Source organism: Anaerobutyricum hallii (assembly GCF_900209925.1).
In the GTDB taxonomy this organism is placed as follows: Bacteria; Bacillota; Clostridia; order Lachnospirales; family Lachnospiraceae; genus Anaerobutyricum; species Anaerobutyricum soehngenii.
The window spans coordinates 952,722-974,992 of record NZ_LT907978.1 but is presented as its reverse complement, the minus strand read 5'-3'; the positions used below and the strand labels follow the sequence as shown (position 1 = coordinate 974,992).

At 38.2% G+C, this 22,271-nt stretch carries 18 protein-coding genes and 1 tRNA gene; 3 read left to right on the top strand and 16 right to left on the bottom strand.

Features of this window, described 5'->3' with window-relative positions:
• Positions 1-133: 133 nt before the first annotated feature.
• Positions 134-589: an Lrp/AsnC family transcriptional regulator gene (locus EHLA_RS04480; protein ID WP_096239466.1), complete on the top strand. Its 456-nt coding sequence runs from the start codon at positions 134-136 to the stop codon at positions 587-589.
• A gap of 69 nt (positions 590-658) precedes the next feature.
• Here the strand turns inward: EHLA_RS04480 and EHLA_RS04475 are convergent, their stop codons facing one another.
• The 3 genes from EHLA_RS04475 to nifS all read right to left on the bottom strand — a co-directional run bounded on the left by EHLA_RS04475 (position 659) and on the right by nifS (position 2,460).
• Positions 659-1,120, bottom strand: coding sequence for a 23S rRNA (pseudouridine(1915)-N(3))-methyltransferase RlmH (locus EHLA_RS04475; RefSeq protein ID WP_096239465.1), 462 nt, complete (start codon positions 1,118-1,120; stop codon positions 659-661).
• Between the two features lie 31 nt (positions 1,121-1,151).
• Positions 1,152-1,225: transfer RNA gene (locus EHLA_RS04470), tRNA-Arg, on the bottom strand.
• Positions 1,226-1,269: 44 nt separating this feature from the next.
• Positions 1,270-2,460 carry a cysteine desulfurase NifS gene (gene nifS / locus EHLA_RS04465; protein ID WP_096239464.1) on the bottom strand — a complete coding sequence of 397 codons (1,191 nt, stop codon included), beginning with the start codon at positions 2,458-2,460 and terminating at the stop codon, positions 1,270-1,272.
• A 97-nt stretch (positions 2,461-2,557) separates the two neighbouring features.
• On the opposite strand from nifS, the gene EHLA_RS04460 reads away from it, so the two are divergent.
• Complete coding sequence (locus EHLA_RS04460) at positions 2,558-4,171, top strand: putative polysaccharide biosynthesis protein (RefSeq protein WP_096239463.1); 1,614 nt, start codon at positions 2,558-2,560, stop codon at positions 4,169-4,171.
• On the opposite strand, the gene rlmH is transcribed toward EHLA_RS04460, so the two are convergent.
• The 4 genes from rlmH to EHLA_RS04440 all read right to left on the bottom strand — a co-directional run bounded on the left by rlmH (position 4,137) and on the right by EHLA_RS04440 (position 7,012).
• Positions 4,137-4,589: a 23S rRNA (pseudouridine(1915)-N(3))-methyltransferase RlmH gene (rlmH, locus tag EHLA_RS04455; RefSeq protein ID WP_096239462.1), complete on the bottom strand. Its 453-nt coding sequence runs from the start codon at positions 4,587-4,589 to the stop codon at positions 4,137-4,139. The genes EHLA_RS04460 and rlmH overlap by 35 nt on opposite strands.
• Before the next feature lie 6 nt (positions 4,590-4,595).
• Positions 4,596-5,306, bottom strand: a complete 711-nt coding sequence (locus EHLA_RS04450; RefSeq protein WP_096239461.1) for a zinc metallopeptidase — start codon at positions 5,304-5,306, stop codon at positions 4,596-4,598.
• 91 nt (positions 5,307-5,397) lie between these two features.
• The gene (locus EHLA_RS04445) at positions 5,398-5,910 is read right to left on the bottom strand and encodes a flavin reductase (RefSeq protein ID WP_096239460.1); all 513 of its coding nucleotides are present in this window, start codon (positions 5,908-5,910) and stop codon (positions 5,398-5,400) included.
• 25 nt (positions 5,911-5,935) lie between these two features.
• A complete protein-coding gene (locus EHLA_RS04440) occupies positions 5,936-7,012 on the bottom strand; it encodes an iron-containing alcohol dehydrogenase family protein (RefSeq protein ID WP_096239459.1) in 1,077 nt (358 codons plus the stop codon).
• A gap of 154 nt (positions 7,013-7,166) precedes the next feature.
• On the opposite strand from EHLA_RS04440, the gene EHLA_RS04435 reads away from it, so the two are divergent.
• Positions 7,167-8,351 (top strand): pyridoxal phosphate-dependent aminotransferase, encoded by a 1,185-nt coding sequence (locus tag EHLA_RS04435; RefSeq protein WP_096239458.1) that lies wholly within the window; start codon positions 7,167-7,169, stop codon positions 8,349-8,351.
• Between the two features lie 93 nt (positions 8,352-8,444).
• On the opposite strand, the gene EHLA_RS04430 is transcribed toward EHLA_RS04435, so the two are convergent.
• From EHLA_RS04430 to EHLA_RS04390, 9 genes are all read right to left on the bottom strand, one after another.
• The gene (locus tag EHLA_RS04430) at positions 8,445-11,297 is read right to left on the bottom strand and encodes an REC domain-containing phosphodiesterase (RefSeq protein WP_096239457.1); all 2,853 of its coding nucleotides are present in this window, start codon (positions 11,295-11,297) and stop codon (positions 8,445-8,447) included.
• Between the two features lie 242 nt (positions 11,298-11,539).
• A complete protein-coding gene (locus tag EHLA_RS04425; RefSeq protein ID WP_096239456.1) occupies positions 11,540-12,325 on the bottom strand; it encodes an amino acid ABC transporter ATP-binding protein in 786 nt (261 codons plus the stop codon).
• A 12-nt stretch (positions 12,326-12,337) separates the two neighbouring features.
• Positions 12,338-12,979 (bottom strand): amino acid ABC transporter permease, encoded by a 642-nt coding sequence (locus EHLA_RS04420; RefSeq protein ID WP_173854342.1) that lies wholly within the window; start codon positions 12,977-12,979, stop codon positions 12,338-12,340.
• 202 nt (positions 12,980-13,181) lie between these two features.
• The gene (locus tag EHLA_RS04415; protein WP_021908250.1) at positions 13,182-14,048 is read right to left on the bottom strand and encodes a transporter substrate-binding domain-containing protein; all 867 of its coding nucleotides are present in this window, start codon (positions 14,046-14,048) and stop codon (positions 13,182-13,184) included.
• A 592-nt stretch (positions 14,049-14,640) separates the two neighbouring features.
• The gene (locus EHLA_RS04410; RefSeq protein ID WP_242970669.1) at positions 14,641-16,608 is read right to left on the bottom strand and encodes a glycogen synthase; all 1,968 of its coding nucleotides are present in this window, start codon (positions 16,606-16,608) and stop codon (positions 14,641-14,643) included.
• A 909-nt stretch (positions 16,609-17,517) separates the two neighbouring features.
• Positions 17,518-19,206: a [FeFe] hydrogenase, group A gene (locus EHLA_RS04405; RefSeq protein ID WP_096239455.1), complete on the bottom strand. Its 1,689-nt coding sequence runs from the start codon at positions 19,204-19,206 to the stop codon at positions 17,518-17,520.
• A gap of 12 nt (positions 19,207-19,218) precedes the next feature.
• On the bottom strand, positions 19,219-21,105 hold the full coding sequence (gene nuoF / locus EHLA_RS04400) for an NADH-quinone oxidoreductase subunit NuoF (protein ID WP_096239454.1): 1,887 nt from the start codon (positions 21,103-21,105) through the stop codon (positions 19,219-19,221).
• 3 nt (positions 21,106-21,108) lie between these two features.
• On the bottom strand, positions 21,109-21,585 hold the full coding sequence (locus EHLA_RS04395; protein ID WP_021908254.1) for a complex I 24 kDa subunit family protein: 477 nt from the start codon (positions 21,583-21,585) through the stop codon (positions 21,109-21,111).
• Positions 21,586-21,953: 368 nt separating this feature from the next.
• Positions 21,954-22,223, bottom strand: a complete 270-nt coding sequence (locus EHLA_RS04390) for a hypothetical protein (protein WP_096239453.1) — start codon at positions 22,221-22,223, stop codon at positions 21,954-21,956.
• Positions 22,224-22,271: the final 48 nt, after the last annotated feature.

Below are 22,271 nucleotides of genomic sequence, written 5' to 3'. Positions count from 1 at the left end.
TCCGTTTAGGAATACTCCTTTTTTGTTTTCCTTTTTTTCATTTTAAGGTTTACGAAAGAATCCTCTCGCCGGCTTTTCTCTTCACTGAATTTGCTTTTGTGAGATTATTAATCACTTTTGGAGGTAACATATTATGGATAAAATAGACAGAAAAATTCTTTCTCTTCTTCAGGAGAATGCCAGATATCCTTTAAAATATCTTGCACAGAAAGTATTCTTATCTTCTCCTGCTGTTTCTACAAGAATAGAACATTTGGAAAAAGCCGGCATTCTCACCGGCTATCATGCAACGATTGATCCCGTTGCTCTTGGATATCATATTACTGCATTTATCAATCTGACTTTAGACCCAAAACAAAAGGATGAATTCTATCCTTATGTCAAAGATTGTCCAAATGTACTTGAATGCAACTGTGTTACTGGTACATATTCAATCATGTTAAAGGTAGCCTTTCCAAGTACAATGGAATTAGACACCTTTATCGGACATCTGCAAAGATTTGGGAACACACAGACACAGATCGTATTCTCTACTGCTGTTCCCCCAAGAGGAGTTGGCATCGAAACAGACGACCTTGAAAAAGAATAATTACCGGGTGCTCTATAATTTCTCTGTCAATACTGTCTAGAGATATTATAGAGTATCCGGTAATTTATTTTACTTATGATAAGGATGATTGTTGAGTATTCGGTATCCTCGATAAATCTGCTCATATAGAACCATACCTGTCATATTAGAAGACATGGTAAAGTCTGAGAGAACCAGAGATTCTATTATTATTGGCTGTTTTGTTTTTGATGCCTTCTTTATCTGAGCATCAGCCAGGATTTCTTCATTCCATTCTGGAACAAAAAACATAATTCCCTTTATTCCGGAACCTTCCCAATTTTTTATCTGTTCACTCAGTCTTTCTGATGTAAGTTCCGCCTTGCCTGGCTGTACTATGAACTTCTTCATCCCTGCATCTTTTACAAGCAGAGACTCCCATTCTTTTTCCTTCTTTATAAACTTACAACTAATCTTACAGTAGCGGCTAAGACGTTTCTCATATTCTGCGATTGCTTTCTTACAGAATTTCTGTGACTTCTTAGATTCCTGTATATATACTTCGTACTTCATGTTATTCCTCTATTAAAATGCATAAAAAAAACGAACCAGAAGGGACTCGAACCCCCGACACACGGTTCCGGAAACCGTTGCTCTATCCAACTGAGCTACTGGTCCAATGGAAGTTCATAAAAAACTTCCGCTGTTTATAATACTATATTTTATATCATATTGCAAGGAAAATTTTCTTTGTAAATTCGATAATCTTCTGCATTTTCTCTCAGTTTTTTTACTGCTTCTTTGATACATTTTATCGTGTAATCGATTTCATCCTGCGTGTTTTGATAACCGATCGTAAGGCGCAATGTTCCCCGAGCCAGTTTTTCCGGAATCCCCATGGCGGTAAGCACATGAGAAGGAGCGGTATCTCCCGTACTGCATGCTGAAGCAGCAGAGGCACATATATTTTTCTCATCTAATAAGAGCAATAACTCATTTCCCTCTATAAACTGAAAACTGACATTGCAATTCCCCGGCAATCTCCTCACAGCACTTCCGTTTATTCGACAATACGGTATTTCTTCACAAAGTTTCTTCATAAGATACTCTCTCATCTGCTGCACTCTTTTCTCCCTTTCCCTCTGTGCGGCAAATGCGATTTCTGCTGCCTTTCCCATACCGACAATTCCTGCAACATTTTCTGTTCCTGCCCGATGATTTCTCTCCTGCTTTCCTCCATGAATATAAGACATAACAGGCACACGCTTATCTATATAAAGAAATCCCACCCCTTTTGGTCCGTTAAATTTATGTGCGCTTGCACTTAGTAAATGTATATTTTCTTTTTTGATATCAATGGGAATCTGTCCATATGCCTGTACGGCATCTGTATGAAAGAAAATATCATTTTCCTTTGCAATTTTTCCAATCTGATCGATTGGCTGTATTGTTCCTACTTCATTATTAGCGTACATAATAGAAATTAATATCGTATCTTTTCGTATCGCTCTTTGAAGCGCATCCAAACGAACGCACCCCCACTCATCTACATCAAGATATGTCACTTCAAATCCCTGTGTTTCTAAATAAGCACAGCTGTTTAATACTGCATGATGCTCAATTTTACTTGTAATAATATGTTTTCCTTTTTCTTTTAATCTTTGTGCTGTACTTTTTATCGCCCAGTTATCTGACTCCGTCCCACCTGATGTAAAATAAATTTCTTCTGCGGATACTTTCAGCGTCTCCCCAATTTGTTTGCGGACCGTTTCTACCGCCTGCCGACATTCTGATGCCATTTTATATATTCCGGAAGGATTCCCGTATTTTTCGCAAAAATATGGCTGCATCGCTTCTTCTACTTCCGGACGAACCGGTGTTGTTGCTGCATTATCAAGATAAATCTGCTGCATAGGCTTTCCTCTTTTCCATCATTCTTTACGAATTGCTTCTGAATAGATACTTTTATTTCTGCATACAATCAAATAACCCTTTATCTATGGTGTTTTCATGTCATATAAAACTTCCTATAAAAAAACAATCTTTACCGGAACATTAATTTTAACACTCTCGGGGTTTCTCGCTAGAATACTCGGATTCTATAACAGAATATTCCTTTCTAATCTGATTGGTGCAAAAGAACTTGGAATTTATCAGCTGATTTTCCCAGTATATATGCTATGTTTTTCTTTATGCTGTCATGGCTTTGAGACTGGAATCTCTAATCTTACTTCCCGTTTTTTTGCAAAAGGGCAAAAAAAGAACGCACACCGGCTTGTAAAACTCGGCTGCCTTCTCTCTTTTTTTCTTTCTATTATATTAATGTTTTTTTTATTTGAAGGTGCTGATTATTTAAGTACATTTGTCTTAAAAGAAGCTTCTGCTGCTCCTTCTTTAAAAATCGCAGCACTCTCTCTTCCCTTTGTGTCCATAAAAGCCTGTCTCCATGGCTATTACATCGGTTTGAACCGCTCTGCTGTACCCGCAGTCAGTCAGATTGTGGAGCAGATTACCCGCGTCGGAAGTATTTATCTTCTTTCCGTTACCATTTTTATTTTAGGTGCCGATGCTCGTATTGCAGCCTGGGGAATGGTGCTTGGAGAAGGGGTTTCTACATTTTATACTATTCTTGCCTATTTTCGTACATACTTTTTAGAAAACAGAAATTCCCTTTTTCATAAGAACGCAATCTCCAAAAAGAAAAATACAAAAAAAAGAGCAGATACCCATCGAACTGAGCCTGCTCTTCTCCCGGCAAAAAAGCTTTTCTTTCACTTTTTTTCTTTTAGTCTCCCTATCTCCATCAATCATTTCAGCCTCACTGTGATCAGCAGCTTAGAAACGATGTTAATTCCTTTTATGTTGAACATATTTTTCCAAAGTTATACTCATGCTTTAGAAACTTATGGTACTTTAACCGGCATGGCATTACCGTTCCTGTTCTTTCCCGCTACAATTGTAAACTCTTTATCTGTAATGCTTATGCCGGCTATTTCCTCTGCCTATGACCGAAAACAACACCAGCAAATGGAGAAAACGATTTCTGCCAGCCTGCACTTTTGTATTCTCATCGGTATATTCAGCACGTTTGCCTTTCTTATTTACGGAACCATACTTGGAGAAACAATCTTTCACAGTAAAGAAGCCGGAGAATATGTTCATTCTTTCTCTCTTCTTTGTCCATTTATGTATGCGGCACAAACGACATCCAGTATTCTAAACGGATTTGGTAAGACAAAACAGACCCTCTATCACAATCTTCTCGGTGTTGGAATCCGAATCTTCTTTATCCTGCTCCTTATTCCTTCCAAAGGAATTTTCGGATATTTATTAGGACTTCTTGCCGGATACAGCCTTCAGCTTCTTTTAAATATTTATTATATTTATCGCACGATACCTTTTTCCTTTTGTACCCAAAAGACGATTCTATATCCTGTGATTACTGCGATAATCAGCGGAATTCTTTCAAAAAAATGCTGGGAAATCGCTGCGGTTTCTCTGCCGATTCCTGCATTTTATATTCTAGCTGCCAGCGGATGCCTGTATTTTTTCCTTTTTATCCTTCTGCAGCTTTTAAGGGAATATGTCACTACACAACTCGGGCAATCTGCTCACATAAAATAAGGCGCATCATCTGATGCGGAAAAGTGAGTGCCGAAAAACTTAACTTTTCATTTGCCCTTCGTATCACTTTCTCTGACAGCCCCAGCGAACCCCCAATCACAAAAGTCACCTGTGAAGGTACCTGCAAAAAAATCCTGTTCATCCGGTCGCCCCATTCCTGTGTACTATAATGCTTTCCATCAATACAAAGAGCAACAACATATTCATCGTCTTTTATTTTATTTAAAATCCGTTCCCCCTCTGTGTCCCGAATCTGTCTTTCCACAGATTCAGGACACGAATCAGGTGTCGGTTCATCCGGACACTCTAAAATATCCATCGGGTATTTCTTTCGGATTTCTTTTACATAATGTCCAATACCCTCTTTAAAAAATTCTTCTTTTACTCTGCCAACACAGACAATCTTTATCCCTCTCATAATGCATTAATCGTCTCTTCTGCCGCCGAATAATAAAAGAAGACGTAACAACTGTAAAATAGAAGATGCAGCAGCAGCAACATAAGTAAGCGCAGCAGCCGTAAGCACCTTTCTTGCACCGGAAATTTCATCATCATAAAGAATATGAGAATTACCAAGAATCTTTAATGCTCTTGAAGAAGCATTAAACTCCACCGGCAGCGTAACAAGCTGAAATATTACAGTAAGAGAAAACAGCAATACACCAAGCATGATCAATGTATGGCTTCCTCCAAGAATAATTCCGATCAAAATAAGCGGCCAGGAAATATTTGCTCCAAAATTTACAACTGGTACAATCGCACCGCGGATCTTAAGCGGCGCATAACTTTCTGCATCCTGAATCGCATGCCCACATTCATGTGCCGCCACTCCGATCGCCGCCACAGAAGTAGAGCGGAATGTTGCGTCAGATAAATTAAGAACCCGACTTCTTGGATCATAATTATCTGTCAGATCTCCGGAAATATGCCGAATCTCCACATCATAAATTCCCGCTCCATGTAAAATACGTTCTGCCGCCTCTGCAGCAGTAATTCCCGCATGACTTCTTACCTTATCAAACTTCGCATAAGTAGACTTCACTCTTGCAGAAGCAAGCAGGCAGATTATCATGCCTATTACAACCAGAATATATGTCGGGTCCCAAAATGCCCCGTAATATCCTCCATAATACATATCGATACCTCCAATCTTAGATGTAAGCAATTCATTCTTCTCTTACTTCCGAAGTTCTTCATTACTTTTAAATTATTGTAAATCCTTTTCATTATTGTTCAATACGGTAGGCAGCGATAACCTCCGCTGTATACATATGATGATAATCCTTCTGTGGATACCATCTTCCATCCACTTCTGAATCAATAAATTCTTCTGGATTCAACTGCGTTTCCATAAGTTTTTTACATACAAAAACCATTTTACCTTCCTCAAAAGTCGGCTGTTCCTCATCGGTTTTTACTACATGAAAACCTACTTTGCTAATTTTATCTTCATCTCTTCCAGATACTTTTCCAAGATATCCCATCTCCTCCTTACGCTCTCCATCAAAAAATGTTAACGTGAAGAATTCTCCTGCATCTACAAATTCTTTTGTAAAGCGCTGTGGACGTATCCCGACAGTTACGACATTCTTTCCCCAAAAAACACCCATCATTCCCCAGGAAGCAGTCATCGTATTCACCTTGCCTTCTCTCTCGGCAGAAATCAACATCCAGTCCTGGCCAATTCTCTGAAATGGGTTTACATTTTCCTTTGTTATATCAATCTTTTCAAACTTCATTATGATATCCTCCTTAAAATTTCAATTAATAATCCAGCTTTCTTGCCGCTTCTACAATCATCTCTTCTGTTACAGTATATGGATAATGCGCAAGATCCTCATCTTTTACCATAAATGATGCACACTTTGCGACTTCTTCTACCGTAACACCGACTTCAGAAAGCTTCGTTGGTAGCCCAACTGTCTTATTAAAAGCAGTCAGCTTCTCACATTCTTCTTCTTTACCATCAATCGTAAGCAAAAGCAAAACACCAAATCCAACAACAACGCCATGCAGGTGATTCTCATCAAATCCAGGCAGGTTGCAAAGACCATAGAAAAAGGCATGCGCAGCTCCACCATTATAATCCATCGTATGTTCTCTTGCCACAAGCAACGAAGCCCAGCCTGCTGTAATAATAATAGTAAGCGCCGCCTGTTCTAATGCATAGGATGCCGTCCTCTGTTCGTTATCTTTTAATGCCTGTGCTCCATGCTCAAGCATCGCTTCCATACACATACGGCTAAGCTGTACTCCCATTGCCTTATAATGCTCTAACTGCTCACCTCTTGCAGAAATACTTACTTCATAATACTTTGCATAAGTATCTCCAATTCCAGCCCATAAATATTCTGTTGGCGCATTTGCGATAATTTCTGTATCAATAAAAATATGCTTCGCCGGCTCGAGAAAATGTACAAACTTACAAAATGTTCCGTCTTCGTTATATACAATAGACACCGCAGATGTCGGAGCACAGTTTGATGCGATCGTCGGGAAAGAAAAATACGGTTTTTCAAGCGCAATACTTACAAGCTTACATGTATCGATTGCCTTTCCTCCGCCAACAGCAAATATCACATCTGCCTGTTGTACTGCTTCTAACTGTTCGAGAGCTTCTGCATTCTCAAAGGTACATTCTCCTCCAAACCATACAAAATCAACAATTTCAATTCCAGTATCTTCTACCGCACAAAGCAGCTTCTCCTTCGCAGCAGCCATCGCCTTCTTTCCACCAATAACAACTGCCTTGCTTCCATATATGTGACATTGTTTTTCAATCTTTTTATATGCTTCCGGTCCTACCGTATACGGTGGAACCTGTACTGAATAGTTCTCCATGATATACTCCTTTCTGTCCGTTTTATTATAGTAAAGTAACATCGCCCCGTCAATATACGATTCCTGTTCTTGTTCTTTCCCATCTCATATGCTACACTCATAGAGACTATCTACTTAATCAAAATATATAAAATAAAAAGGAGTGTTTCATTTTATGTTAAACAAACAATACACAAACATGCTACAGGAAAAAGACGTTATCTTTGAAATATTCCAGTATGCTGCAGAACGTGCCAAAGTCGTTGGAGCAGAAAATATTTATGATTTTAGCCTTGGTAACCCTTCTGTACCTGCACCTTCTATTGTAAACGAAACAATTGTCCAAAAAGTGAAAACTTTAGACCCTCTTGCCCTGCATGGATATAGTCCAAGCTTTGGAATCATGGAAACCCGCGAAAAAATTGCTGCCTCTTTAAATAAAAAATATGGTTCAGCCTACAAAGCTGCCAATATTTTTATGGCAATTGGTGCTGCTGGAGCTTTAGCTCACGCTCTTCGTGCGGTAACAAATCCCGGCGATGAAATTATTACTTTTGCACCTTGTTTCTCTGAATATAAACCATATACCGCCGGCGCTGGATTAAAGCTTACAATTATCCCTGCAGATATCGACACTTTCCAGATTAATTTTGCAGCATTTGAAGCCCAATTAAATGAAAATGTTTCTGCTGTCCTGATCAACTCTCCAAATAACCCTTCCGGAATTGTCTACTCTACAGAAACCATTGAAAAACTGTCATCAATCTTAACAGCAAAATCAAAAGAATTCCATCATCCAATCTATCTTATTTCAGATGAGCCTTATCGTGATATTATTTTTGAAGGAGTAGATGCTCCTTACATTGCAAATTATTATAAGAACACGCTAACCTGCTATTCTTTTAGTAAATCGATCTCTCTTCCGGGAGAACGTATCGGCTATCTTGCCGTACATCCGGATTGTTCTGATGCCGATAAGATTATTGAAATCTGTCCGCAGATTTCCCGAACAATCGGGCAAAATGGTGCCGCTTCCCTGATGCAGAGAACCGTAGCGGATGTCTGCGGCTGTACCTCCGATTTAAGCGTGTATGAAACAAATAAAAAAATACTTTTTGAAGCGCTTAGAGAATACGGCTACCATTGTGTAGAACCCGGCGGAACGTTCTATATGTTCCCACGTTCTTTAGAACCGGATTCCCAGGCATTTTGCAAAAAAGCAATGGAAAAAGATCTGATGCTCGTTCCTGGAGATATCTTTGGATGTCCGGGGCACTTCCGTATCGCCTACTGTGTCCCTACGCAAAGAGTGGAACAGGCACTTCCCGTATTTAAGGAACTCGCCGAAGAATACAGATAACAGCTATAGATAACTCACAAAAAATTAAGAATATCCCGTACTGTTATGTAGCAAATCACAGTGCGGGATATTTCTTTTCTATTTTATAACAATTTAATTCTTTAAAGATTCTTTTTCCAGAAATTCTATAAATTCATCTTCCGGCAATGGTCTGGAATAATAATATCCCTGAATATAGTCACAACCGCTCTGTTTTAAGAATCTTACCTGTTCTTCTGTTTCTACTCCTTCTGCAACTGTCTCTATATCCATCTCATGCGCCATTCCTATAATATTACGCACGATACTTTTCGTTTTTGGATTCTCTTCCATCTTACGGATAAAGCTCATATCAATTTTTAATATATCAAAATCGTAATCCTGGAGCATGCCAAAGGAAGAAAAGCCACTTCCAAAATCATCTAAGAGAATCTTGGTATTTCTAATCCGAAAACTCTCAAGAATATCACTTCGATTTTCCCTGATGGCAGCGTATGAAGTTTCTGTAATTTCAAAACGAGTCATATACTCTCTACCCACTTCTTTAAATTGATCTATTTCTTTTATGATTGTTTCCATCATTACTTCATCATAGAAATCCATCCAGGATAAATTTACAGATACCGGAACAACAAACTTATTCTTTTCGTATCTTTCATTAATGAACTGCCATACTTTCTTAAGTACATAAAAATCAAGCTCGGAAATATGACCATCCTCTTCTATTGCCGGGATAAATAATCCCGGAGAAATGAATCCCTTTTCTGGATGGATCCAGCGAATCAATGCTTCTGCTGAAGCAATCTTTCCAGTTTTCGCATCAATAACTGGCTGATAATAAACCTTAAACTGTTCCTGTGCGATTCCCTCCTGCAATTCCCCGGTAAGCTTTGCTTTGTCTACATAAGCAGCCTGCATAGAATCATCATAAATCATGTACGGTTGAACATATTCATCCGTAATATACTTCTTCGCAAGCTTTGCCCTGTCGATCATACCGGAAATCTTCATCGGTTCATCTTCTACATAAAAAATACCACATCGGATAATCAAATTCATCCGCTTACCGTCTTTGCAAAACTTATTCTCACATACTTTTGTCAGTTCTGCAAAGTCTAAATTCTTCTTATCGATCAGGCAGACAAAATGATCAGACTCTACTCTTGCAACGATCACCGGAGCAAGTCTTGAATATTTCAGCGTTTTATATATATTCCGAAGAACTACATCTCCATTCTCCACTCCAAACAATTCATTCACTGCTTTAAAATTCTTTATATTAAAAAACAATACTGCATACTGTGTTCTATCAGATGCTGCATTTAAAAAACGTTCTGTATTGCGAATAAATCCCCGACGATTATATCCTCCTACCAAAACATCTTTTTCTGAAAATTCAGTAATATCCTCTCTCGCCCCGACAATAATATTTAATCGTTTATCTACATAAATATAAGAATATCTTTTTAACCTCACTTCACCTGTTTCATCTATCTCATGAACAGTAAAAGAAAACTGTTTATCTTTGCAAAGACCTTCTTCTATTGCAGAAAGTTCCACACATTTTTTAAACTTTTCACACTCACTGTCCACAACGTCTTTCTGCGAATCATAAGAAGTCCAGCCTTCATATAATTCTTCTCTTTTCAGGTACTCTGATAAAACAGAAGATAAAATGTCTGTCTTTATCATCTTTTTTCTATTTGCATCAATAATGATAATATTCTCATAATTCTTCTGATAAATCTTTTGCGGTACATTCTCTACAAGATACCCTGCAGTAATATCTGTAAAATGTAACACTGCTCCAATTTCCTTTGAAAAAGAATTCCTTGCCATATCTACATTCACCCGCAGTACAGATACCTGTGCTTCTTTTGAACAGGCAAATGCCGTATCCATGGAAATGTCTGTTTTTCCTTCATGAAATGTCTTTAACATATTTTTTTGTGAAAACTTCTGACAAAAATTCTTTCTTAATTCATCTACCGGAATCATTTTACTGATCATCTCTATATAAGAGTCAATACTCTGACCTTCCCGACCTTCTAATTCCTCCTTCTTTCCGGCAAAAGAAAGACAGATTCCCTGGGAAACATTCGCTGATACAATGCCTACAGAGTCTAATGTATGACTCATTGCCATCTGCAAAAGCTTTATATAATCATCATTAATATCCCGCACATACATGACAACCTGCTGATTATCCTCTCTGTACTCTGTGCTTCGTACAATCTCCATGGAAATCCAGCGATATTCTCCATCAATAACTCTACGATACTGTAAACTTGCATATTGGCTGCCATCTGAAAAAATTCTCTTCAAATGTTCTATAGAACAAAATTCTACATATTCTTTATAATCCTCCTCATGAATATGCCCTTCTTCAGCAAGCCCCATAAGACATTCGGATATACTTTCTTTTTGAAAACACTCCCTTAGCGGATCATTGTCTCCATGCTCTATAATCTCATAAGTATCTGCCTTTAAATCTATTTTTAAAATCCGGAAAAATATTGTAGACAACATCATTACCGCATCATTAAAATTGCTTGAAATGTTATCATAGAGAGTAATAGTATTCCGAACTCTTCTAGATACAATAGATTCATTAAATGGACGTACAAAATAATCGCTAGCTCCCAATTCGTAAGCCTTTCTCACGCTCTCTCCACCAATCTCAGCAGAAATAACAATTACAGGAAGCCTGTCTAACCACTTTCTCCTTTTCATAATGGAAAGGGCTTCATATCCATCCATTACCGGCATATTCATATCAAGTAATACTAGCTTAAACTCTTCCCTGCTTTTCTCTAATATACCGATTGCTTTTTTCCCATTCTCAACCTGATAAATCTCATACTCATCCTCCAGCATGCTTGCGAGAAGTTCCCTATTCAGTTCAGAATCATCTACAATTAGTATTTTTAATTTGTTTACACTCTGTCCGGCATCTAGCATCTTCATTTCCCTCACTTCTCATGTTATGCTGATTTTAGATATAGTAATCTAGAATAAGTATATCATCTATATAACAAAAATTAAAGATATTTATAAAAAAGAGAGGATTTTTACTTTTAATCCTCTCTCCTATTTTTATGTTTTACAGTACTTTTCTATATTCAGTCATTCAAGAATATCTCAGCATTCTTGCTGCGAAATATGTGTCATGCAACGCATGACATACTTCTACTGCATATCTGATATAATTAATCCTCAAAATATCTCTCGAGGAACTGTCTCGTTCTTTCTTCCTTCGGATGTTCAAATACCTGCTCCGGTGTTCCGTATTCTGCAATAGTACCTTGATCTAAGAAAAGAACTTTATCAGATACATCTCGAGCAAACTTCATCTCATGTGTAACGATAACCATTGTTGTATGTCTGTCTGCCAAACCACGGATAACCTTTAATACTTCCCCGGTAAGTTCCGGGTCAAGCGCTGATGTCGGCTCGTCAAAACACAGGATATCCGGCTGTAACATTAACGCTCTTGCGATAGCTACTCTCTGCTGCTGTCCTCCGGAAAGCTGATGTGGGTAAAAATCCATCTTCTCTTTTAATCCAACACTTTCAAGAAGCGCCTCTCCCTCTGCCTGAATCTCCGCAAGAGTCTGTTTTTTATTCTCTTTAAAATCCGGACGTTCCTTTGCCATTAATTCTCTGGCTAATGTACAGTTACGTAACGCTGTATATTGTGGGAAAAGATTAAAGGACTGAAATACCATTCCAAAATGTAAACGGTTCTTTCTTATCTGTGCATCTCCTAAAGACTTATTATCATCTGCATCAAAGATTACTTTATCATTTACAATAATCTGTCCATGTGTTGGACGCTCTAAAAAGTTCAGGCAGCGTAAAAGCGTTGTCTTTCCACTTCCCGATGCTCCAATCATTGCAAGGGCTTCTCCCTTTTCCAGAGAAAAATCAATGCCCTTTAACACTTCAAGACTTCCAAAATTCTTTTTTAAATTTTTCACTTCAAGAATAGACATCAAAACCCCTCCTTATACTCTAAAATAGTCCATTTTCTTTTCAATCCATCCAAATAAAAGAGTCAGGATTCCATTGAAAACAAGGAAAAATACTGCTGTAGAGAATAATGGCCAGATTAAGCCCTGTTTTGTAAAACGTTCTGCACACATGATAATCTCTGCAAGACCAATAATTCGGGCAAGAGCGGTATCTTTCGTAAGAGTGATCACTTCATTACTCATCGGCGGAATAATTCTCTTTATAACCTGTAACAGAATAATCTTAAAGAAAATCTGTGTCTTTGTCATACCAAGAACCTGTCCTGCTTCGTACTGCCCTCTTGATACACTTTCAATTCCACCACGATAAATTTCTGAAAAATAAGCAGCATAATTAATAACAAATGCAATAATTGCTGCTGTAAAACGAGAACTCATCGGCATAGAAAACAAAAGTCCTGGTGCATACAGTACAACGAACAACTGAAGCATCAGTGGTGTTCCTCTGATAATCCAGACAAAAGTTCTGCTTAACCATTTTAAAGGCTTGAACTTTGACATAGAGCAAAATGTAATCACTAATCCAAGTGGCAATGCCAAAAGTAAAGTGATAAAAAACAGCTCGATGTTAATAATGAATCCTGAACTTAAGGATTCCATTGGGCTGGTAGCCATCATAATCTTATCCTTCTTTCTTCATATATTTTAAATAATTTTAAGAATACCTCAGCATTCTTACTGCGAGATGCCCGGCTGAAACCACAACAAGAATCCGGTCTTTCTGTCCTTTTTCCTTTAAAAGATACTGAAATCCCGGATTCTTTTATATGTATTCATACGAAGCTTATACAGCTTCTATATCATACCATAGAAGCAGTTATTTAATCAACATATCCTGTAAATCGTATTTCTTAGCAATCGTATCTACCGTTCCATCTTCATAAAGTTCTTTGATTGCCTGATTTACCTTTTCTGTCACATCGCTGCCCTTACGGAATGCGATACCATATTCCTGCTGACCAAAGTTATTATCCATGTTGATAACTAAATCTTCATAATCTGTTCCTTCGCCAACCATACCAAGAGCACATACACTGTCAACTAAAGCAACATCTGCTGTTCCTGATTTTACTTCCATGAGAGCCTTAGCCATAGAATCAGAAGCTACATAGTTCGCATCTTTAAAGTAATCCTTAGCAGAAACCTTTACTGTATCATCATCGGCAATAGAACCGTCAATCTTACCTTCACCAGTAGAACCCTGTTCTGCTGTAACAGTAAGACCTTTTACACTCTTCATGATTTCTTTTTCTCTGCTCTTCTTCATTACCATAGCTTGTGTATTGTAAAGATATGGATCAGAAACACTCATATTCTGCTTTCTCTCTTCGGTAATACACATTCCATTCCAAAGACAATCAATATTCTTAGAGTTTAACTCTACCTCTTTAGAATCCCAGTTAATTTCACTAAATTCTACATCAATGCCAAGCTTCTTTGCCACAGCCTGTGCCATCTCTGTATCAAAACCAACAAGCTCATTCTTTTCATTATAATAATTCATCGGTGCAAATAATGTAATACCAACTGTAAGCTTGCCCTTTCCCTGAATATAAGCCCAATCAGAATCAGAACTTGTACTTGTAGAACCAGCTTCGCTGCCACTCTTATTAGAAGAACCACATCCAACTAATCCTGTAACGCTCATTACGAGAACTAAAAGCATAGCAATTATCTTTTTCATAGTATCTCTCCTTTTTCTTTCCCTTATAATCTCTGCGTAGTTTTATCAATGCACTACACTAAAGTATTATAGCTAAAAGGGAGTTATTTGTCAAGATACAAAAAAAGAAACAAGCCTGATTTGATAGACTAAAGAAACGAAAAGCAGAAACTTTATATAGAATAAAATGTGAAGATAGTCGCGGCATAGAAAATGCCTAGCCGGCATTTTTATTTGCTCCGACATCACATTTTATTCTATATAAAGTTTCTGCTTTTCTGTTCTTTGGCGCCAGATGAAATCAGGTTTTTGTGTGGAGAAAATAAAGGGGGTTGTCCAGAAATCTACGATTTTTATTTGGGTAAAATCCCCAGAAGAAATGCGTCAATCCTTTAGACTTTAATTTTCTGGAAAGTCATATCCTTCTGGTACATTCCACGTTGCCCAACTGTAGATTTAGAATAGCCAGAAAAAAGAAAAAGTGATATATCCCAAATGCGGCTTGGGAGCATAGTTAAGATGCAGATGAGCATCTTAACTACAGCGACTACAGAGCAGATGGGATATATCACTTTTTCTTTTTTCGTCTATTACCAAATCTACAAATCAGTAATTAATATCTTGGGGTTAATCCTACATACATATCTTTGTACTGTTTTGCACTCTTTTCCCAGGATACATCTTTATTCATATCACGAATCACCATATCATCCCAGCATTTTCTATTCTCGAAATAAAGAGTCTTAGCTCTATTGATCGCATCGTAAAGAAGGCCACTTTCATATCTGTCAAATGTAAAACCATTGCCTGTATTTTCAAATACATTGTAAGGCTGAACAGTATCCTTGAGACCTCCTGTTTCTCTGACAATCGGAACTGCACCATATCTCATAGATATAAGCTGGGTAAGTCCACATGGTTCAAACCTTGATGGAACTAAAAGTGCATCGCATCCTGCATAAATGTTATGAGCCACATTTTCATTGTAGGCAATATACGCACAAAAACTACCTTTGTATTTATTTTCATAGTAGCGGAATGTGTCCTCATACTGAGAATCACCTGTACCAAGAACAACTACCTGTGTATTTCCATCCATGATACCTGGAATTACGTCATTCACTAAATCAAGCCCTTTCTGGTTTGTAAGACGGGAAATCAGTCCAATTACCATCTTATTCTCATCTACATCTAAGCCTAACGCTTCCTGAAGTGCCTTTTTGTTCACTTTTTTATTCTTTATCACTGATTCTGCATCATAATTAGATGCCAACAGCTTATCGGTTGCCGGATTCCAGATATCTGTATCAATACCATTCACAATTCCTAAAATTTTATTTTGGTGATATCTTAAATGTTCTGCCAGTCCTTCACCATACTCCTCTGTCTGAATCTCCTCAGCATAGGTATTACTTACGGTTGTAACTTTATTGCAGTAATCGATTCCACCCTTTAACATATTTGCATCAAGCCAGTTCTGTGTCAGGCAATCCTTATTAAATACATAATCAGGAAGTCCTGACCAATATTGAATCATTTTTCTATCATAAACACCCTGGAATCGCAGATTATGTATGGTAAGTACTGCAATCGCACGTCCCACATCTGTATCACTAAAGCTGGTTCTTAAGTAAAGAGGTACTAAAGCGGCCTGCCAGTCATGACAATGCACTACGTCCGGAGTCCAATCCAGATAATTGAGCGCAGCAAGCGAAGCTTTTGCAAAATAACAGAACTTCGGTATATCGTCTATCAAATTCGTATATGGATTGCCCCAGGAGAAAAACTCATCATTATCTATAAAATCATAGACAACACCATCTTCCTGATACTCCATGATTCCTACATAATATTGTTTTCCATCGGAGCAGAGATTCATATAGAAGGAGCCCCTGTATTCCATCTTTTCCTGATACTCCTGAGGAATACACTTATATCTTGGCAGAATCACCTTAACATCCAGGTTTAATTTTGCCAGAGCCTTTGGAAGAGCAGACATTACATCTCCGAGTCCACCAGTCTTAACAAATGGATAACATTCTGAACCAATAAAAGCAACACTTCTTCTTGGTCCTAAATCCGGCTGTTCCATCGGAATATTCTGTTCAGTTGTCGTCTTCGGAGTAGCTGCTTTTTCCTCTATTTCAGCTATTTTTTCTTTTGTTGCATCTGCTTTTTCCTTTGTTGCAGCCTTAGAACGAACCGTTTTCTTTTTGGTCGTAGTTTTTGGTTCCGCTACTTTTTCCTCAGTCACAGTCTTTGAACGAACTGCCCTTTTCCTTGTCACTGTTTTAGACTTAGCTACCTTTTTCTTCGACTCTTCTTTCGGCTTATCTGTCTTTTCCTTTGGCTCTTCTTTTGGCTCTTCTGCCTTTTTCTTTGGCTCTTCTTTCGGCTCATCTGCCTTTTTCTTCGACTCTTCTTTCGGCTTATCTGCCTTTTTCTTCGACTCTTCTTTCGGCTTATCTGCCTTTTTCTTTTCCTCTGCTGTTGAGACAACTTCTGTTTTCTCAACAGCATCCTTTATTTCTGTTGAAACAGTTTTCATAGTTGTTTTTTTGGTATTGATTCTCTTACTCATAACTCTCTCCAATCCATGAAATGATGATACACACGTTGATGTTTTATCTCTTTACTTTATATAATTATTTTAACAAATAACACAACTATAGTCAATTAAAGGAAGTTTTAAATTCTCGAAAAATTCAATTCCGATTTGTAGATTTCGTATAGACGAGAAAAGAAAAAACAATATACCCCATCTGCTCTGTAGTCGCTGTATTTAAGATGCTCATCCGCATCTTAAGTACGCTCCCAAGCCGCATCTGGGGTATATTGTTTTTTCTTTTCTCTGACTATGCTAAATCCACAATTGGCGAGAATGGGGATTTTCCAGAAGGTTATGATTTTTCATGGAATTAAATTCTAAAGGATTTACATTTAAATTGTTGTATATACTTGAAATTTAGTTACATCAGATGTGAGATAACTTCACATCTACAAGACATCTCTTAATAAAATTTTTTTCCTTCCGAAGATTTTATCTGAATAAAAATCGTAAATTTCTGGACAAGGCCTCTTATTTTTTAACTGAGTTGCGGAATAAGATTAAACAGCCACTGTAATAGAACTCTTTGCTGAATTGTAAGAAAACTATGGCAAGAAAAGAGAATTTTTATAAGTTTGCTTTTGTTCCGTTACGCTAAACGCTTCATTTTGCCTCAAAAAACGAAAACTTCGGAAAAACAAGTGGATTCTTCAGCGGATTTTTGAATGTCAGCCCTTTAGAATTTAATTTTCCGGAAAGTCATATCCTTCTGGTACATTCCATGTTGCCAAACTGTGGATTTAGAATAGTCAGAAAAAAGAAATAATACCCTATCCCAGATGCGGCTTGGGAGCGTGTTTAAGATGCTCATTCGCATCTTAAATACAGCGACTACAGAGCAGATGGGATAGGGTATTATTTCTTTTTTCGTCTACATCAAATCTACAAATCAGTATTATTGTGAAGCAGCTTATGTTCTTTTCCTTTAAGGAGTCCTTCGTAAAGTTCTCCTACGATTGGATTATCATTAGAACGTTTTATCTGTGCCGCATCGTCAATGCGGTATAATCCCTCAAATCTTGCTGCTTTGGTTCTTGGGCCGATTGGTACTGGCTGTCCGCCGCCTGCCATACAGCCTCTTCTACATGCCATGACTTCTACAAAGTCATATTGTGCTTCACCACTTTTTATTTTCTGGATAAGTTCATCTGCATTTTTCAGTCCACTGACTACAGCAATCTTAAGCTGTCTGTCTCCATATGGAATAATAGATTCTTTTATCCCTTTTGTTCCACGAATACCAGTGAATTTAATTTCATTTAAGGCTTCCATTCCGCTATCTGCTACCAAGCGACGAAGGACTGCTTCTGTTACACCACCAGTTACACCAAAGATAACACCGGCTCCTGATGATAATCCAAATGGCATATCCATTGCTTCCCATGGCATCTGTGTCAGATCAATTCCTGCCTCTTTTATCATTCGGATGATTTCTGTTGTTGTCAATACGAAATCTACATCCTGCTCTCCTTCTGTCTTATGTTCTGGGCGGAGGATTTCTGCTTTTTTCGCAGTACATGGCATAATTGAAACAACAATCGTTTTTCTGCTATCTTCTTTATTATTCCGCGCTTCTTCTTTTAATACCGCTCCAAACATCTGCTGTGGAGAACGGCAGGTGGAGATATTTTCGCGTAACTCCGGATATTTCTGCTCGCAAAACTTTACCCATGCAGGGCAGCAGGATGTGAACAATGGTAATTTTTCTCCTGACTTCACTCTTTCTAAAAATTCTTTTGATTCTTCCATAATCGTAAGATCTGCACCGAAATCTGTATCATATATTTCATCAAATCCCATTCTTCGAAGTGCTGCCACAAGCTTTCCAAGAGAATTTTCCCCTTTTGGTATACCAAATTTATCACCAACAGCTACACGAACTGCCGGAGCAATCTGCACAACAACTCTTGTGTTTTTATCAGCAAGCGCCTCCCATACCGGATGAATGTTATGCTTGATCGTTATAGCGCCTGTCGGGCATACGACACGACACTGTCCACAGCCAACACAGGCTGTTTCTGCCATTTTTCGATCAAATGCCGGCATAACCTGCATCTTAGAGCCGCGATAGGCAAACTCTAAAATACCTAATCCTTGAATCTCCTCACAAGTTCTTACACAGTCTCCGCAGAGAATACATTTATTTTTATCAATAACTATACAATCTGAGCTTTCATCAATCGGAATCTGTGGTTTATTATTTTCAAAACGTATGTAGCTGACTCCAAGCTGTTTTGCAAGATTCTGTAATGTACAGTCTCCATTCTTCTTACAGGTTGTACACTCTCTGCAATGTGCAGAAAGCATCAGCTCTAAAATCATCTTTCGATGATGCTGCAGCTTTGGTGTATTCGTATAGATCACCATGCCGTCTCTTGGCACCTCGGAACAAGAAGCAAAGATCTTCCCTCTATCATCTTCTACCACACACATACGGCAGGCGCCATAAGTAGAAAGTTCAGAATGATAACAGAATGTCGGCAGATTAATTCCCGCTTTTCTGATAACAGAAAGCACATTTTTTTCATCATCAAATGCAACTTTTCTATTATTAATTGTCATATATTTCATTGCTTTCCCCTCCTATGCTTCTATATGAATTGCGTGGAATGCACAGGCACTCTCACAGGCACCACATTTAATACAGATACTGTCATCAATAACATACGGCTTTTTAATCTGTCCGCTGATTGCGCCAACCGGACAGTTTCTTGCACATTTTGAACATCCTTTACAACGTTCCGGACTGATAACAAAACGACGTAATGCTGTACAGTTCTTTGCTGCACATTTTTTATCGACAACATGTTCTTCATATTCCTTACGGAAAAGACGAAGTGTACTCATAACCGGAAGTGCTGCACTCTTTCCAAGTCCGCACAGTGCTGTATCCGTAATCATAGAAGCCAGTTCATCAAGCAGATTTAAGTCTTCAAGTGTTCCCTTTCCGGCAACAATCTTTTCCAGTATTTCAAGCATTCGTTTTGTTCCCTCGCGGCATGGAACACATTTACCACAGCTTTCATTCTGCGTAAAATTCATAAAGAAACGGGCAACTTCTACCATACAGGTCTTATCGTCCATAACTACAAGACCTCCTGAACCAATCATCGCTCCCATTTTCTTTAAGGAATCAAAATCAAGGCTGACATCTAAATGTGGTGTGATGAGACATCCGCCGGACGGTCCTCCAATCTGGACTGCTTTAAAATGTGCATCTCCTTTAATTCCACCACCGATATCATAGATTACTTCCCGCAAAGAAGTTCCCATCGGTACCTCTATCAATCCTGTATTTTTTACACTTCCTGTAAGAGCAAATGCTTTCGTTCCGGGACTCTTTTCCGGCCCGATACTCCGATACCATGCTGCACCTTTATCAATAATCATCGGAACATTGGCAAAAGTCTCAACATTATTTAATACGGTTGGCTTTGCGAACAATCCCTGTTCTACCGTTCTTGGAGGTTTTACTCGCGGCATCCCTCTTTTACCTTCAATAGATGCAGTGAGTGCACTTCCTTCACCACATACAAAAGCTCCTGCTCCCCTGTTAATATGTAAGTGGAAAGAAAAATCTGTTCCAAGAATGTTCTCTCCAAGAAGTCCACTTTCCTCTGCCTGTGAAATTGCTAGGCGAAGACGACTGATTGCAAGCGGGTATTCTGCACGTACATAAATATATCCTTCCTGTGCCCCTACTGCATAAGCTGCAATCAGCATACCTTCTATCATTTTATGAGGGTCACCTTCCATGATACTTCTGTCCATAAATGCTCCCGGATCTCCTTCATCACCATTACATACAATATAACGTGTTTTCTCCTGCTGTCTTGCAACCTGTTTCCACTTATATCCTGTCTGGAAACCACCGCCTCCACGACCTCGCAGATTTGATTCTAAAATCGTCTCAATTACGTCATCCGGTGTTTGTTCAAACAATACCTTTGCAAATGCCTGATATCCGCCAACTGCAATATATTCTTCTATATGTTCTGCATCAATATGTCCACAATTTTTAAGTACCAGACGGGTCTGTTTCTTATAAAATGGAATCTCTTCCTGCTTTGGATATTCAACACCATCCTGCTTATATAAAAGATGGTGGATAATATTTCCATGCTTTATCGTTCTTTCAAAAATCTCTTCGCAGTCTTCTAGTTTTACTTTCGTATAAAGAATACCAAGCGGTTCAATTCTCATCAGCGGTCCCATCTCACAAAAGCCATGACAACCGCTTCTCTTCACTGCAACTGGATGTTCACTTCCATGTGCGATTTCTGGTCCAAATTCAACATCAACATCTTTGCAATCCTTTGTAAGTTCACACATTTTCTCATAAATCTCACCTGAACCACCGGCTAAACATCCTGTTCCTGCACAAATCAAAATACGGCACTTCGTTGAAGAAACTTTACCTGCTGCCATCTCACGAATCTTGCTTAACTCTTCTCTGTTATGAATCCTCATCCCCTATTCCTCCTCTCGAAGCTTCTGAAGTAACTGTGCAGCATCATCCGGTGTCATTGACGGATATACTTTATCATTCACCGTCAGTACCGGAGCAAGACCACAGGCACCAAGACAGGATACCGTCTCCACAGTAAATAACATATCGTCCGTTGTTACCTTCTCTTTTGAAAGTCCCAGTTCACTATAAATTCTTTCCAGAATCGTAGTAGACTTACGCACATGACATGCCGTTCCATCACAGACCTTAATCACATATTTTCCCTTTGGTTCAAAAGAAAAATTCTCATAAAATGTAGCAACACTAAATGCCTTCGCCTCTGTAATCCCAATCTTATCCGCAACATAAGATAATAATTCCGGTGGCAGATACCGATACTCACTCTGAATATCCTGTATAATCGGAATAAGAGATGCTTCCACCGCCCCGTGAGACTCAATAATCGCATCCGCTTTGTCATAGTAACCCTTCTCTAACATAAGCTTCTCCCTTCTTTATATGCATATACACTTTTGAAAAAACACTACAAAAGCAAACACAAAAAATTAAAAAATACACATTACTCACATTTAGACATTGTGAACAATTTTTCAAACAAAACAGTTATTTTATCCTCTTTTTTGATAAACATTTTATCATTATACTATTATTATATAAAAAAACAGAGAAATTTACAATAACTTTTTGATAGTTTTTTAACAATTTTATTTTTATAATAACTCTATTGCTTATTCTGTTATATAAAAAACAGCATTTTATTCCTGTAAAGTAATATAAAAGACCAGGAACATCACAACTGCAATGCTCCTGGTCTTTTTACTTACTATAATTTTCATAAAAATGTATTCTAGGCCGGTCCAACATCAATCCACTTTTTATCTACCCATTCTCCCTGAGTATAATTCCATCGACGTTTCTGTACTCTTCCATTATGAATACGATACACATACTCTATCTGATCCGCACAAGGATTAATATCACCGTCAGAAGCTTTCATTACTTCTTCATAAGGTGTCTCTGCTTCTTCTGCCTGCAAACTTGCTACTGGACATACCATACCCAAACTCATAAGGACAGCACCTGCTGCGATTGTTTTTCTCCATCTTGCCTTTTTCATCGTTCTCTCTCCTTTTTATGTATATGCAAATTATAAAGTTACCGTATA